Raw genomic sequence first — 12,676 nt, 5'->3', positions numbered from 1 at the left:
GGACGTTACCAAAACGATGATGGGTTAGCACTCCGAACAGCAGAGTGCTAAACCGATTCTGGCACTCTGGGGTCGAGAGTGCAAGTGAACGGCGGGGGCCGGTGCCGGGTTCCGGCCCACCTACGGCACCAGTTCCACGCTGCCGTCGTCGGCGGGTACCAGTTCGATCCAGGTGTTGCCCGGAGCGAGCTCGATCGTGGCCCCGACAGCGTCGGCCAGCCGGATCGGCGCGGCCGCGGCATCCTTGAACCAGGTGGCGGGCATCGTCGAACCGCCGGTCGACACCCACGCCGTGCCCGACCCGGTCAAGATGGTGCGGGGCACGTCGCTGCCGCGATCGACCTCCACCCGAAGCACCACGACGTTGGTGGCGTTGAGCTGGGCACCGGTGCTGTCCAGGTCGGCAGCGCCGTCCTGGCTGCGCAGGTACCCGGTGGCCGCCGGGTCCCAGGCCCAGGCCCTCCCGCCGGATTCGGAGAACCGGGTGACGATGGTGGTGGTCGGATCGCCGGCGAGGGACGCTGTGGCCTCCGCGGCGCTGTCGGCGTAGTCGAACTGGCCGGTCGGCGGCGCGAGGTCGGAGTGCAGGGTGACGGTCTCGTCCGCGGCGAGCACCACGTCGTGCGGCGAATCCCGGTCGTCGGCCCGGACGAACAGGCCTCCGGCGTCGTCGTCGAAGACCACGTTCAGCAGCGGAGAGGCCCTCATCGCGGCGACGAACTGCGGCTGGCCGCCGGAATACGCCACGATGCCGCCGAACGAGCTCAGGATCTCCGGGTCCATCGGACGAATGGAACGCACCGGGCCGACAGCATCCGGCACGTCGGAGTGCCAGAGGGCGACGTAGCGGGTGAGGCCGCCCTCGACCAGCTCTTCAAAGACCAGGTCGGCGCGCTCGAGACCGAGTTGCGGCCTCGCGGCCGGGTGGTTGTCGATCTTCACGGCCAGGGACGGATGCTCGGCACGGGACGGGTCCACCGGTGTGCCGCGCAGCGGCATGATGCCCGGTTGCGGTGTCGGGTCCGCCGACGCCGTCGCTTCGGGCACCGGCGCAGAGCAGCCGACCAGCCCCAAGCTCAGTCCCAAGCCCAGCCCCAAGCACAGGCCCGCGCCGATCAGGGCCGCGCCGCCAGGCGTCCGCCGTCCGGATTGGATTCGACGGGCAGCAGCAGGGAACATCCGAAACGCAGTCACGCCACACACCCTAGCCCGCCCGGTATGTCTGCCCGGCGGTCACGGTGGTGGCGTGACTGACACTCGGTGGTCGACCGATCATCCGATGATCAGTGGTCGAGCACGTGCGTCGTGTTCTCAGCTGGTTGAGGCTGGCTGCGTTCGACGCCGGGCGGTTAGGCCGGGCGAACCGACTCGGCCTGCGGACCCTTGGCTCCGGTACCGAGTTCGAAGATGACGTGCTGGCCTTCCTCGAGAACCTTGTAGCCGTGCATGTCTATGGCGGAGTAGTGAACGAAGACGTCCTGCCCACCTCCATCGACGGTGATGAAGCCGAAACCCTTTTCAGCGTTGAACCATTTGACGGTTCCGTTCGCCATGTGAAACTCCCCTGTTGCAGTGTTGTGTTTCGGCACTCACCCGTTGGTGCTACCGGGCCTGGCGCAGAAGCTGCGTCCACCGTCTCGAAACGAGCACTCTCGGGTAGAGAGCGCTCAGCCGAGAAAATGAGCGACCACTGCAGACACTAGTGACGGGAGTGAAACTCAATAGGGGGTTGACTGGGAAGGGCAACCCCAGTAGGGCAGGGAGTCGTCAGGCCGGGTCAGCCGGCGGGCATCGCGTAGTCGCTGCCCACGACGACGGTGAGGGTGGCATCCGAGCCCGCGAAGTCATCCGCCAGCAGCACCTCGGAACCGGGCAGCAGAGCCGCCACACCGCGTGCAGCGCCCTCCAGGGCCGCGTCCGCGTAGTAGACGGTCGTCGTGACGACGTCCTCGGTGTCGGCGTCGCTGGTGCTGCCGACGGTCCAGCCGCCGGTCGTGAGCAGGTCGCCAACCGACCGGGCCACCCCGCTCGTCGGAGTCCCATTGAGCACCGTGACACTCGCACTGGGGTCAGTGGTTGGCTCGGCGGTGGGCACCGGCTCCGGCGTGGGCTCCGCGGGCGTGGTCTCGGCCTCGATGCCGGGGATGGTGATATTCAGCCGGTTGTTCAGGACCGTCAGACCGATCGCGCCGACCCCGATGAGGAGGGCGGTCGCGGCGAGGGCCCACCAGACGGCAACCCAGCGACGCCCCTTCTTGGCTGGTGCGCGGTGCGCCCCCACGCGGTCGAGCTTGTGCGGGAGGTCATCGAAGCGGTCTTTCGGGTACGAAGTGGGCATCGTCTGTCTGGTTCGATCCTCGTTTGGCTGAACACACGGTAGGAGGTTCCCTACTCGATGGGGCGGATGGCTCGGGCCGACCGCGCCTGCGACCGTGCGTCACGCATCCGTTGCAGTCGGTTGACCAGCATGGGATCGTGGGCGAGGGCAAGCGGGGAGTCGAGCAGGGCACCCAACAATTGATAGTACCGGGCGGCCGACAGACCGAATTCGGAGCGAATGGCCTGTTCCTTGGCACCGGGGTGTGACCACAGTCGCCGCTCGAACGCGAGCAGGTTTTCGTCACGAGGGCTGAGCCCGACGGAGCCCTCGGCGCCCCGCGTGCTCTCGTCGTGCCCGCTGGTCGCCATACGCGTCATCCTATTTGGCACGGACTGGGTTTTCGCTGACCGGTCCCGCCTGTCGCGCAACACGGACCCGCTAGCGTCGAGGGTGGGAATCGGCTGGGGAATCACCGGGTGCGCCGCTTGCGGGAATGCCGGGGACCCCGGCCGAGTTTACGCTGGAGGCAGTTCTCTGCCGAGACTGGATCGAAAGGACGCACCATGGACTACGAGGTCACCAAGTCTGACGCCGAATGGAAGGCGGAGCTCACCGCCGAGCAGTACGCCGTGTTGCGCGGGGCGGCCACCGAACGCGCCTGGACCGGTGAGCTCCTCGACGAGGGCCGTTCGGGCGTCTACACCTGCGGCGCCTGCAATGCCGAGCTGTTCAAGAGCGGCACGAAGTTCGACTCCGGCTGCGGCTGGCCGAGCTTCTACGAGTCCGTGCGGCCAGAGGCCGTGGAGCTCATCGAAGACCGGTCGCTCGGCGTGGTGCGCACCGAGGTGCGCTGCGCAGCGTGCGGTTCGCACCTGGGCCACGTGTTCGACGATGGTTTCGGCACCCCCACCGGAGACCGGTACTGCATGAACTCGATCTCGCTCAACTTCACCCCCGTCGACTAGTCCGGCGCCGGCCTCCGCGGCCGCGACTGTTACCCGTGCGGACAAAGGCACCCGGCACACCGGGTGCACTTGTCCGTAGCGGGACCAGTTGCGTGGTCACCGGGCACCTCAGCCTTCGCGCAGCGGACGCAGCCGCGCCAGCGCCTTCGGGCCCATCCCGTGCAGTCGGGCGAGGACGTCAAGGTCCGTCGCACGCAGGTCGTCGACGGTCAGGATGCCGGCGGCCACGAGCGCGCGCCGCGCTGGAGCAGGGATCCCCTGAGCCAGCCAGACCGCCTCATCCGCATCCGCACTGCCAGAACCGTCCTGAGCCATGTCTCCAACCTATGATTCGGGTTCCGGAGCCGCAACTGTTCCCCGTACGGTGCAGAGCTCAGGCGAAGGCATTCACTCCGGTGAGCTCGGCCGAGAACGCCCAGAGCCGGGCCGCCGCATCCGGATCGATAGCGTGGGAGTCGACCCCGCTGATCCGGGCCGTGGAGCTGTCGGGCTCGGTGGGTTCGGCGATGTCACAGTCTTCGCAGTAAACACCGCCCATCCCGTCGAGCATCGGCGACGTGGCCGCCCAGGTGGAGGTGGCGGCACCCTGCTCCGGTGATTTGAACAGCGGATTGACGGTGCCATTCTCGGTCATCCAACCCGCGGCGACCATCTCCTCCCGGGGCAGGTGCCGCTGCAACTCGGTCATGATGCCGCCGGGGTGCACCGCGAACGCGCGCACGCCACGGGTGGCGCCGAGAGCATCCAGGTGCACCGCGAAGAGGCTGTTGGCGGTCTTCGCCTGTCCGTACGCCTGCCACTTGTCGTAGCCGGTGCTGAAGTCGGGGTCGTCGAAGCGGATGCCGCTGAGCTTGTGGCCCGTCGAGGAGAGGGCAACGACCCGAGCACCACCCTCGGCCGTAAGCGCGGGCCAGAGCAGGTTGGTGAGCACGTAGTGGCCGAGGTGGTTGGTGGCGAACTGGGATTCCCAGTCGTCTCCGACCCTGGCCTCGGCGGACGCCATGATGGCGGCGTTGTTGATCAGGATGTCGAGGCTGCGTCCGGTGGCCACGAACCGTTCGGCGAACGCGCGCACGCTGACCAGATCGGCCAGGTCGAGGGCCTCGACCGCCACGGCGTTCAGGCCGCGCGCAGCCAGGGCGGCCCAGGCCACCTCCGGACGCCGGGCCGGCACGATCACCTGGGCGCCGGCCGCGGCGAGCGCGGCGACGGTTTCGATGCCGAGGCCGGAGTAGCCGCCGGTGACGATCGCCGTCTTACCGCTCAGGTCGACACCCGCGAGCACCTCGGTCGCGGTGGACTGGGCGGTGAATCCGGTGGACAGGGCGTGCTGGGGCGTGAGGGTCATCGCTCCAGCGTACGCTCGCCCACTGCGGGATCCTGCGAGGTCAGCAGACCGGGGCCGGCCGGCACGGATAGACTTCCCCCGACCGGCCGGGAAGGCCGGCATTGGGGGGAACTGATGCTCAGCAATCTGACTGGTTGGCACGCGCTCATCATCCTGGGCGCGCTCAGCGCGATGGTCCTGGTCGCCCTCGCGATCGTGTTCTTGGCCATTCACGTGGCGCGCCGTCGGCAGGTGGGCGATCACGCTGACCGGTTGGCGCAGCTGGAGCAGTTGCATGCCAAGGGACTGTTGTCCGACGCCGAATACGCAACTAAGCGCCAGGATATCCTCGGGCGGCTCTGACGCGCCGGGTACTGCGGTCCCGCATACGCTCCCGGTCGACGCCGTAGGTCAGGCCACGCCAAGGCCGACCCGGTCGCCCGGCCCGATCTCGCGGACCACGCGGGCCGGGTTGCCGGCGGCGATGACCCCGGCCGGCACGTCCTTGGTGACGACGGAGCCGGCGCCGATGATGCTGCCCGCGCCGATGGTCACGCCTGGGCAGACCACGACGTTGCCGCCCAGCCAGACGTCGTCCTCGATGGTGATCGGCGAGACACGCTCGAAGCCGGCGCGGCGTTCCGCAACGTCCACGGCGTGAGTCGGGGTGTACAGGCGGGCGCTGGGTCCGACCAGCACGTTGGCGCCGATGGTGATCTCGCCACCGCCCAAAGCGAGGAAGTCCGCATTGATGAAGGTGTTGGCGCCCACGTGCAGCCGGGACCCGTAGTCGAGGTACAGCGGCGGCCGGAAGTCCGCGCCGGCTCCCACGCTGCCGAGCAGCTCAGTGAACAGCGCATGCGCCGCGGGCTGGTCGTCGTCGTAGAGCGCGGTGATCTGCCGGCAGGTGCGTTGAGTGCTTGTCGTCATCTCGGCGAGTTCGGGACCGGAGCGATACCGGTACCAGTCCCCCGCCACCATCTTGTCGAATTCGGAGCGAGCAGAATCCTGGGGTGTTTTGTTGTCTGTAACCACAAACCCAAGCGTAGCCCGTTGCCGGGTCGGCGTCAGACCGACGACTCACGCCCCTCCGCCAGCCGGCGTCGTTCGGCCAGCTCGGCCTCAAGGCGACGGATGCGGGCCTGTTCGGCGTGGAAGTCGATCTCGCGGTCGAGAGCGGCCAGTTCCTCTTCGGTGCTCGACACCCGGCGTGCGGGCAGCACAGCGGATGCCCCGGCCGATGCGGGCCCCCGGCGCGGCGCGCTTCTGCTCGACCGCGCGGCCGGGGCGGGATACTCCCGGCCGATCGCGAACCAGAGCAGGCTGCCGATCACCGGGAGAAAGATCACCAACAGCACCCACAGGACCTTGGGCAGGTGTTTCACCTGACCGTCCTGCCGGGTGATGATGTCCACGAGGGCGGAGACGATGAGAACCAGGAGCACAGCGGAGAACAGCGCATACATGCCGGTCAGCCTAGTGAACGGGGCGCTCGACCGACCAGCCCCCATTTACGGCCGGATGCTGCGACCGGTCAAACCCGCCCCCGGCCGGGTCCGTGGGGCCTTGCGTTGTCGATTCGTCCGGGCCAGCGTGGACTGGGACGCCGGCACGCCCGCACCCGATCGAGGAGGACCGCGACATGGACGCGCACCCCGACCCGTCGGCGCCGGCGAAACCATCGCCCGATCCACTGGCGGTGATCCGCTCCCGCGGCTACCTGCGCATCCTGTTGCTGGCCGGGCTCATCGGGGTGCCGGTGTCGATCGCCGCCTACGGCTTCCTCGCGCTGGTCGACTGGCTGCAGGAGTACCTGTTCACCGAACTGCCCGGTGTTCTGGGCTTCGCCGACGTGCCGCTCTGGTGGCCGTTTCCACTGTTGGCCCTGTCGGGACTGTTGGTGGGTCTGTGCATCCAGCGACTGCCGGGCACCAGCGGGCATCCGCCGTCTGAGGGGTTCAAGGCCGGCGGCTTCCCGCAACCCCGGGAGCTGCCCGGAGTGGTGCTTGCTGCTCTGGCCACCCTGGCTCTCGGCGCCGTGCTCGGTCCGGAGGCGCCGCTGATCGCGCTCGGGGGCGGCTTGGGCGCCCTGGCGATTCGGCTGATCAAGAAAGACTCACCGCCGTCGGCCGTGGCGGTGGTCGCCTCCGCGGGCAGTTTCGCGGCGGTGAGCACCCTCCTCGGCTCGCCGCTGCTCGGCGCCTTCCTCTTGATGGAGGCATCCGGGCTGGCCGGCGCGATGCTGGGGGTGGGCCTGCTGCCCGGTCTGCTCGCCTCCGGCATCGGCTCCCTGGTCTTCGTGGGCCTGGACTCCTGGACCGGCCTGGGCACGTTCTCCCTCGCACTCCCCGACCTGCCGTCGTTTTCCACCCCCACCGCGGCCATGTTCCTCTGGGCGCTGGGGATCGGGTTCGCCTGCCCGCTGTTGGCGTGGGGCATCCGGGCCCTGGCCCGCATCGTGCGCCCGTACGTGCACGCCCATCGGCTCCTGGTGACCCCGGTGCTCGGCCTGGCGATCGCGGGCCTGGCGGTGCTGTTCGCGCAGGTGACCGGGGAGGACACCGGCGAAGTGCTCTTCTCCGGCCAGTCGGCCTTGCCGTCGCTGATCAATGACGGGGCCTCCTGGCCGCTCGGCGCCGTCGGGCTGCTGATCCTGTGCAAAGCGCTCGCCTACGGCCTGTCGCTGAGCGCGTTCCGCGGCGGTCCGGTGTTCCCGGCCATGTTCGTCGGTGCCGCTTTGGGGATCGCGGCCTCGCACCTGCCCGGCATGGCGCTGGTGCCGGCGGTGGGGGTGGGCATCGGCGCCATGTGCGTGTCGATGCTGCGCCTGCCGCTGACCAGTGTGCTGCTGGCCACGGTGTTGCTCAGCAGCGACGCGTATGCCGTGATGCCGCTGGTGATCGTGGCGGTGGTCGTCGCGCACGTGATCACCGGCCGGTTACCCGAGCCGCCGGGCCGGCGGCTGAGCGGCGCGCTCCCCTCCGCCAGCCCGTCGACGGTCTGACCCGGCCTGCCCGCCGTCAGGGTGCGGCGTCCCAGAATCCCGCGTGTACTGAGGCCGCTGCGTCGATCAAGGCGGGGCCGGCGACGATCACGGTGTTGCCGCCGCGGGCGAACACCTCCCGGCAGGGCAGGTCGAGCGTCGCTTCGCCGCCTTGTTCCGGCACCATCTCGCCGAGCATCTGCTCGGGCAGCGCGTAGGCGACCCGGCCGATTCCGGCCCAGTAGATGGCGCCGGAACACATCACGCACGGTTCGGTGCTCGTATAGAGCGTGCTCGCGCGCAGGTCGTCCTTCGAGAGCCGGGCACTGGCCAGGCGAACGAGGTTGGTCTCGGCATGGCCGGTCGGGTCGCCCGCGGTGACCACGCTGTTCTGGCCCTCGATGATCGTGCCGTCACGGGCCACCAGGATGGCGCCGAACGGGTGATTACCGTTCGCGCGCGCCAGACGAGCCACGTCGATGGCCCGGGCGAGGTGCGTCTCGTCGGCTGCCGAGATCAGGGTCGGGTCGGCGACGGTCTCGCTGTCCGGACGGAATCCGATCACAGGGCGACGTCCTCCACGGTCTCGGTGAGCAGGGCGCGCGGATTGCGCATCAGAGCAGCCCCCGGACCCTTCCAGAGTTCCTCGAGCGCGACCTTCATCTTCTCGGCATCGGTGCGGGAGCCGAAGTCAAGATCGATCCGGACCGCCGAACGGTCGTCGACCGGGCGCATGACCCGGAAGCTGCTGACGCCGGCGGTCTTGCGGCCGAGCGGATCAGAGTCGAACATCTGCTTCCACGCGTCGTAGTCCCCGACGGAGTGTTCGATGTGCAGGGTGAACATGGGAATCCTCGATTCCGCCGGCACTGAGGCTGGCCGGCACGCGGACATCGTAGCCCGGGCAGTGCCGTCGAGAAGTGCCGAAAGATGGGGCCGGCCACGGGACTTGAACCCGTAACCCCCACTTTACAAGAGTGGTGCGCTACCAATTGCGCCAGGCCGGCATGAGGCGATCGAACTGCCTCGAGCATTCATCCTAAATCACCCGGCGACCGGATGCCGACGCAATCGTGCATCGGCGCGGCATCCGGCCCGGGAAACGACCGGTTACCCGGCCGGCGTCGGAGTGGGCGTCGGCGTCGCGGTGGAGTACGCCTCGCTGGCGGCCTGCAGCACGAAGGCCGCGAACTCCTTGGCGTCGTCGAGGGCGCCGACGTACTGTTTGCCGTTCACCAGCACCGTCGGGGTTCCGGTGATCGCTTCGAGGGAGGACGAGTTCGGGATCGGTCCGCTCAGAGCCCGATCCGTGGAGGCGAGAACCCAGGACTTGAAGGTGGTCTCGTCGATGCACTCGTTGATTGCGGTGAGGTTCTCCGACACACCCGAGCTCTTCACGATCTCCTTGATCTCGTCGTCACTGAGGCCGGCGGTGCCTTCGACGGGCTGGGCCGCAAAGAGCGCCGAGTTGAACGCCAGGAAGTCGTCCGGCGCGGAATCCGCCACGCACGCGGCCGCGTTCGCGGCACGCAGTGAGTACTGCGTTCCGGCAGACTTGCTGGTCAGGATCGAGATCGGGTGGATCTCGACGGTGGCGGCGCCGGAGTCGACCCACTGAGAGATCTGCTCGGCATTGGTGGTCTCGAAGGTGCCGCAGAACGGGCAGAGGTAGTCGACGTAGACGCGGATGTCGGCGATGGTCCCGGTGGCGTCCGGGGTGGACGGCACCGGCTCGGCATCCGGCTGCAGCGCGGGGGTGGTCACCGCGGTCAGGCCCTCGCCGACCAGGAGACCGTCACTGGCCATGTTGCGCGGGCCCGGTCCGGCCGGCTGAACGGAGTTGACGATGATCAGGACGATGGCCGTCACGACGGCGATGGCGGCCAGGGCGATACCGCCCTGCAGGAACACCCGGTTGCGGCGATCCCGCTTCTTCTGCTCGACTCGAATCTGTGCTGCCTTCGTGCGCGCTGCGTCGCGTCGCTGATTCTTCGAGGGACGGGGGTCGCCTGGGCCGCCAGTTGTCATGGATGATCGCTCCGAGTTGAGGGGGTGCGCTCGCGGTTGTGCGCGGTAGCACTCCAAATAGTAGGACCCCAGTCTGGGAAATAACCAACCGGCAGCTCACAGCGGGCTCACTGCGGGCTCACCGGGTCCCTCCGGCGCGCGGTGAGCTGTCAATTCAGCGGTCACCCATCCCGGGCATGCCATACTAGAGAGGTCTTGCGCTGGCGCTACGTCGGCCGGACATAAATCCCATCACAACGGATCGTCCGGCACGTACCTGCCGGTGAAGGAGAATAACGAAATAATGGCTTCAGTAACCTTTGACAAGGCCACCCGTCTGTACCCGGGTTCCACCCGCCCCGCGGTCGATCACCTCGACCTGTCGGTCGCCGATGGTGAGTTCCTCGTCCTGGTCGGCCCGTCCGGCTGTGGAAAGTCCACCTCGCTGCGCATGCTCGCCGGCCTCGAAGAGGTCAACGACGGCGACATCTTCATCGGCGAGCGCAACGTCACCGACGTTCCCCCGAAGGACCGTGACATCGCCATGGTCTTCCAGAACTACGCCCTGTACCCGCACATGACCGTCGCAGAGAACATGGGCTTCGCGCTCAAGATCGCCGGCGTCAACAAGGACGAGCGCGCCACCCGCGTTCTCGAAGCCGCCAAGCTGCTCGACCTCGAGCCTTACCTCAGCCGCAAGCCGAAGGCCCTCTCCGGTGGCCAGCGTCAGCGTGTTGCCATGGGTCGCGCCATCGTGCGTCAGCCTCAGGTGTTCCTCATGGACGAGCCGCTGTCGAACCTCGACGCCAAGCTGCGCGTGCAGACCCGCACCCAGATCGCGTCGCTGCAGCGTCGCCTGGGCGTCACCACCGTCTACGTCACCCACGACCAGACCGAGGCGCTCACCATGGGTGACCGCATCGCTGTCCTCAAGGATGGCGTCCTGCAGCAGGTCGGCACCCCGCGCGACCTGTACGCCAAGCCGAACAACGTCTTCGTTGCCGGCTTCATCGGCAGCCCGGCCATGAACCTGTTCCTGGCCGACGCCGTCGACGGCGGCATCAAGTTCGGCACCGCGACGGTCCCCGTATCCCGCGAGACGCTGTCCGGAGCCAACGGCCCCAAGGTCACCATCGGAGTGCGCCCCGAGGACATCCAGCTGTCGACCACGATGGGCGAAGGCCTCGCCGTTGACGTCGACCTGGTCGAGGAGCTCGGCGCCGACGGTTACCTGTACGGCCACTCCACCGTCGAGGGCAAGCGCACCGACATCGTCGCCCGCGTCGATGGCCGTTCGCACCCGTCGGCCGGCGACACCGTCTACCTGACCACGACGCCGAACCACCTGCACGTGTTCAACGCAGAGTCCGGTCTCCGTCTCGGCGGCGCCGTCACCGACTAAGCACTGATCGACAAACTCGACCGCCGGCAGTTTCGGCGGTCGAGTTTGTCATATCGGCGCCCGGGTTCCCCGGCGCCTTTTCCTCGTCTTCGTGCCGATTCCGGCCGGGGCGGCTTGCGGCCCTGACGGGCCTTTTCGATAGTTAGGCTCCTCATGAGCGGTTCTCTCAACATCACCTCCGCCACGGCCGATCCGGCCCTGCTCGATCTCCCCTGGAACGTTCCGCTGGATGCCTGGCCGAACGAGAACATCGCCTCGCTGCCCAAGGGCCTCTCCCGGCACCTGGTGCGCTTCGCCCACCTCAGTGGCCGTGTCGTGGCCATCAAGGAGACCACCAGTGAGATGGCCAAGCGCGAGTACGAGATGCTCCGCACCCTGCAGAGCCTGGAAATTCCCTGCGTCGAACCACTCGCGGTGATCACCAACCGCACCGACGAAGACGGTGACCCGCTCAACTCGGTGCTGGTGACCCGGCACCTCAAGTTCTCGCTGCCCTACCGGGCGCTGTACTCCCAGGCCCTGCGCCCGGATACGGCCACCCGCCTCGTCGATGCCCTCGCCCTGCTGCTGGTGCGCGTGCACATGGTTGGCCTGTTCTGGGGTGACGTGTCGCTGTCCAACACCCTCTTCCGCCGGGACGCCGGGGCGTTCGCGGCCTACCTCGTCGACGCCGAGACCGGGCAGCTCTACCCCGGCGGCCTGTCGAACGGGCAGCGCGAGAACGACCTCGAAATCGCTCGGGTGAACATCGCCGGCGAACTGATGGACCTCGAGGCCGGCGGCCGCGTGGCCGACGAGCTCGACCCTGTGAACGTGAGCAACGGCATCGTCGCGGCCTACCGGCTGCTGTGGAAGGAACTCACCGGATCCGAGTCCTTCGCCAGCAGCGAGCGCTGGCGCATCACCGAGCGCGTGGAACGCCTCAACCACCTCGGTTTCGACATCGAGGAACTCGCGATCAAGACCGACGAGAACGGCACGACAGTGCGCATCCAGCCCAAGGTCGTCGACGCCGGCCACCACCAGCGCCGGCTGCTGCGCCTGACCGGCCTCGACGCCGAGGAGAACCAGGCCCGCCGCCTGCTCAACGACCTCGACTCCTACGGGGTCGCCTACGGCAACCCCGATGCCGACGAGGAGATGATGGCGCACGAGTGGCTGGTGCGGGTCTTCGAGCCCGTCGTGCGCGCCATCCCGCGTGAGCTCAAGGGCAAGCTCGAGCCCGCCGAGGTGTTCCACCAGCTGCTGGACCACCGCTGGTACATGGCGCAGAACGCGAACCGGGACATCCCGCTGGCCGAGGCCGTCACCTCGTACGTTCAGGATGTGCTGCGTCACCGCCGCGACGAAGCCACCGTCATCGACCCGCCCACCACGCCGATCGAGGTGCAGGAAGGCGACGACGACGACCTCGAGTCTGACGAGGTCGGCGCCGACGCCGACGATTGGCGCCTGAACGTTTAACACAGCCCCATGAGTTGCGCCAGAATGCCCCTTCGGCAGGTCCGAAGGGGCATTTTGCGCGTTCTGGCGACACTTGGATGCGCCGACTTGCGCCCAAAGACCCCTTCGGATGCTCCCTAGGGACACTTTGCGGCAACTCACGCATCTGGGCCCACGAAGTGGCGCCCGCAGGGTCTCCGGGACGGGACGCGCGGCACCCACCGAAGCA

At 68.2% G+C, this 12,676-nt stretch carries 16 protein-coding genes and 1 tRNA gene; 5 read left to right on the top strand and 12 right to left on the bottom strand.

From position 1 onward, the window contains the following. Nucleotides 1-120: 120 nt before the first annotated feature. From E3O57_RS01930 to E3O57_RS01915, 4 genes are all read right to left on the bottom strand, one after another. Complete coding sequence (locus E3O57_RS01930; RefSeq protein ID WP_133159735.1) at nt 121-1,086, bottom strand: DUF3048 domain-containing protein; 966 nt, start codon at nt 1,084-1,086, stop codon at nt 121-123. A gap of 263 nt (nt 1,087-1,349) precedes the next feature. Next, entirely contained in the window at nt 1,350-1,553 is a 204-nt protein-coding gene (locus tag E3O57_RS01925; protein WP_088457037.1) for a cold-shock protein, read from the bottom strand. Between the two features lie 224 nt (nt 1,554-1,777). Continuing rightward, entirely contained in the window at nt 1,778-2,338 is a 561-nt protein-coding gene (locus tag E3O57_RS01920; RefSeq protein WP_103430959.1) for a LytR C-terminal domain-containing protein, read from the bottom strand. A gap of 50 nt (nt 2,339-2,388) precedes the next feature. After that, nucleotides 2,389-2,688, bottom strand: a complete 300-nt coding sequence (locus tag E3O57_RS01915; RefSeq protein WP_198415021.1) for a DUF3263 domain-containing protein — start codon at nt 2,686-2,688, stop codon at nt 2,389-2,391. Between the two features lie 195 nt (nt 2,689-2,883). On the opposite strand from E3O57_RS01915, the gene msrB reads away from it, so the two are divergent. Continuing rightward, a complete protein-coding gene (gene msrB, locus E3O57_RS01910; RefSeq protein ID WP_088457040.1) occupies nt 2,884-3,285 on the top strand; it encodes a peptide-methionine (R)-S-oxide reductase MsrB in 402 nt (133 codons plus the stop codon). Between the two features lie 108 nt (nt 3,286-3,393). Here the strand turns inward: msrB and E3O57_RS01905 are convergent, their stop codons facing one another. Together E3O57_RS01905 and E3O57_RS01900 are read right to left on the bottom strand one after the other, a co-directional pair. Next, entirely contained in the window at nt 3,394-3,600 is a 207-nt protein-coding gene (locus E3O57_RS01905) for a helix-hairpin-helix domain-containing protein (protein WP_103478946.1), read from the bottom strand. Nucleotides 3,601-3,658: 58 nt separating this feature from the next. Continuing rightward, nucleotides 3,659-4,633 (bottom strand): SDR family NAD(P)-dependent oxidoreductase, encoded by a 975-nt coding sequence (locus tag E3O57_RS01900; protein ID WP_103459233.1) that lies wholly within the window; start codon nt 4,631-4,633, stop codon nt 3,659-3,661. A gap of 114 nt (nt 4,634-4,747) precedes the next feature. Between E3O57_RS01900 and E3O57_RS01895 the strand changes: the two genes are divergently transcribed. Beyond that, complete coding sequence (locus E3O57_RS01895) at nt 4,748-4,975, top strand: SHOCT domain-containing protein (protein WP_103459232.1); 228 nt, start codon at nt 4,748-4,750, stop codon at nt 4,973-4,975. Nucleotides 4,976-5,023: 48 nt separating this feature from the next. On the opposite strand, the gene E3O57_RS01890 is transcribed toward E3O57_RS01895, so the two are convergent. Beyond that, entirely contained in the window at nt 5,024-5,647 is a 624-nt protein-coding gene (locus tag E3O57_RS01890) for a sugar O-acetyltransferase (protein WP_240632253.1), read from the bottom strand. 32 nt (nt 5,648-5,679) lie between these two features. Continuing rightward, nucleotides 5,680-6,078: a PLD nuclease N-terminal domain-containing protein gene (locus E3O57_RS01885; RefSeq protein ID WP_103459231.1), complete on the bottom strand. Its 399-nt coding sequence runs from the start codon at nt 6,076-6,078 to the stop codon at nt 5,680-5,682. A 176-nt stretch (nt 6,079-6,254) separates the two neighbouring features. Between E3O57_RS01885 and E3O57_RS01880 the strand changes: the two genes are divergently transcribed. After that, entirely contained in the window at nt 6,255-7,616 is a 1,362-nt protein-coding gene (locus E3O57_RS01880) for a chloride channel protein (RefSeq protein WP_103478945.1), read from the top strand. A gap of 16 nt (nt 7,617-7,632) precedes the next feature. Here the strand turns inward: E3O57_RS01880 and E3O57_RS01875 are convergent, their stop codons facing one another. From E3O57_RS01875 to E3O57_RS01860, 4 genes are all read right to left on the bottom strand, one after another. After that, nucleotides 7,633-8,160: a nucleoside deaminase gene (locus E3O57_RS01875; RefSeq protein WP_241990262.1), complete on the bottom strand. Its 528-nt coding sequence runs from the start codon at nt 8,158-8,160 to the stop codon at nt 7,633-7,635. Continuing rightward, nucleotides 8,157-8,441: a hypothetical protein gene (locus tag E3O57_RS01870; RefSeq protein ID WP_103459229.1), complete on the bottom strand. Its 285-nt coding sequence runs from the start codon at nt 8,439-8,441 to the stop codon at nt 8,157-8,159. The genes E3O57_RS01875 and E3O57_RS01870 overlap by 4 nt, the downstream gene beginning before the upstream one ends. 85 nt (nt 8,442-8,526) lie before the next feature. Beyond that, nucleotides 8,527-8,602 (bottom strand) — tRNA-Thr (locus tag E3O57_RS01865). A 103-nt stretch (nt 8,603-8,705) separates the two neighbouring features. After that, nucleotides 8,706-9,623, bottom strand: a complete 918-nt coding sequence (locus E3O57_RS01860) for a thioredoxin domain-containing protein (protein ID WP_103459228.1) — start codon at nt 9,621-9,623, stop codon at nt 8,706-8,708. Between the two features lie 283 nt (nt 9,624-9,906). On the opposite strand from E3O57_RS01860, the gene E3O57_RS01855 reads away from it, so the two are divergent. Both E3O57_RS01855 and E3O57_RS01850 read left to right on the top strand, forming a co-directional pair. Further along, nucleotides 9,907-11,004 carry an ABC transporter ATP-binding protein gene (locus E3O57_RS01855; RefSeq protein WP_088457049.1) on the top strand — a complete coding sequence of 366 codons (1,098 nt, stop codon included), beginning with the start codon at nt 9,907-9,909 and terminating at the stop codon, nt 11,002-11,004. Nucleotides 11,005-11,157: 153 nt separating this feature from the next. After that, nucleotides 11,158-12,468 (top strand): DUF4032 domain-containing protein, encoded by a 1,311-nt coding sequence (locus E3O57_RS01850; RefSeq protein ID WP_103459227.1) that lies wholly within the window; start codon nt 11,158-11,160, stop codon nt 12,466-12,468. Nucleotides 12,469-12,676 lie beyond the last annotated feature (208 nt).

It is taken from the genome of Cryobacterium sp. TMN-39-2 (assembly GCF_004402745.1).
GTDB classification, from domain to species: Bacteria; Actinomycetota; Actinomycetes; order Actinomycetales; family Microbacteriaceae; genus Cryobacterium; species Cryobacterium zongtaii.
Note: the sequence above shows the minus strand (reverse complement) of the source record. Positions and strands in the feature narration are given on the sequence as shown.

Coding starts and splice junctions, on each gene's coding strand:
- E3O57_RS01925 (WP_088457037.1), bottom strand. CDS start 1,553: ATGGCGAACGGAACCGTCAAATGGTTCAACGCTGAAAAGGGTTTCGGC.
- E3O57_RS01920 (WP_103430959.1), bottom strand. CDS start 2,338: ATGCCCACTTCGTACCCGAAAGACCGCTTCGATGACCTCCCGCACAAG.
- E3O57_RS01915 (WP_198415021.1), bottom strand. CDS start 2,688: ATGGCGACCAGCGGGCACGACGAGAGCACGCGGGGCGCCGAGGGCTCC.
- msrB (WP_088457040.1), top strand. CDS start 2,884: ATGGACTACGAGGTCACCAAGTCTGACGCCGAATGGAAGGCGGAGCTC.
- E3O57_RS01905 (WP_103478946.1), bottom strand. CDS start 3,600: ATGGCTCAGGACGGTTCTGGCAGTGCGGATGCGGATGAGGCGGTCTGG.
- E3O57_RS01900 (WP_103459233.1), bottom strand. CDS start 4,633: ATGACCCTCACGCCCCAGCACGCCCTGTCCACCGGATTCACCGCCCAG.
- E3O57_RS01895 (WP_103459232.1), top strand. CDS start 4,748: ATGCTCAGCAATCTGACTGGTTGGCACGCGCTCATCATCCTGGGCGCG.
- E3O57_RS01885 (WP_103459231.1), bottom strand. CDS start 6,078: ATGTATGCGCTGTTCTCCGCTGTGCTCCTGGTTCTCATCGTCTCCGCC.
- E3O57_RS01880 (WP_103478945.1), top strand. CDS start 6,255: ATGGACGCGCACCCCGACCCGTCGGCGCCGGCGAAACCATCGCCCGAT.
- E3O57_RS01870 (WP_103459229.1), bottom strand. CDS start 8,441: ATGTTCACCCTGCACATCGAACACTCCGTCGGGGACTACGACGCGTGG.
- E3O57_RS01860 (WP_103459228.1), bottom strand. CDS start 9,623: ATGACAACTGGCGGCCCAGGCGACCCCCGTCCCTCGAAGAATCAGCGA.
- E3O57_RS01855 (WP_088457049.1), top strand. CDS start 9,907: ATGGCTTCAGTAACCTTTGACAAGGCCACCCGTCTGTACCCGGGTTCC.
- E3O57_RS01850 (WP_103459227.1), top strand. CDS start 11,158: ATGAGCGGTTCTCTCAACATCACCTCCGCCACGGCCGATCCGGCCCTG.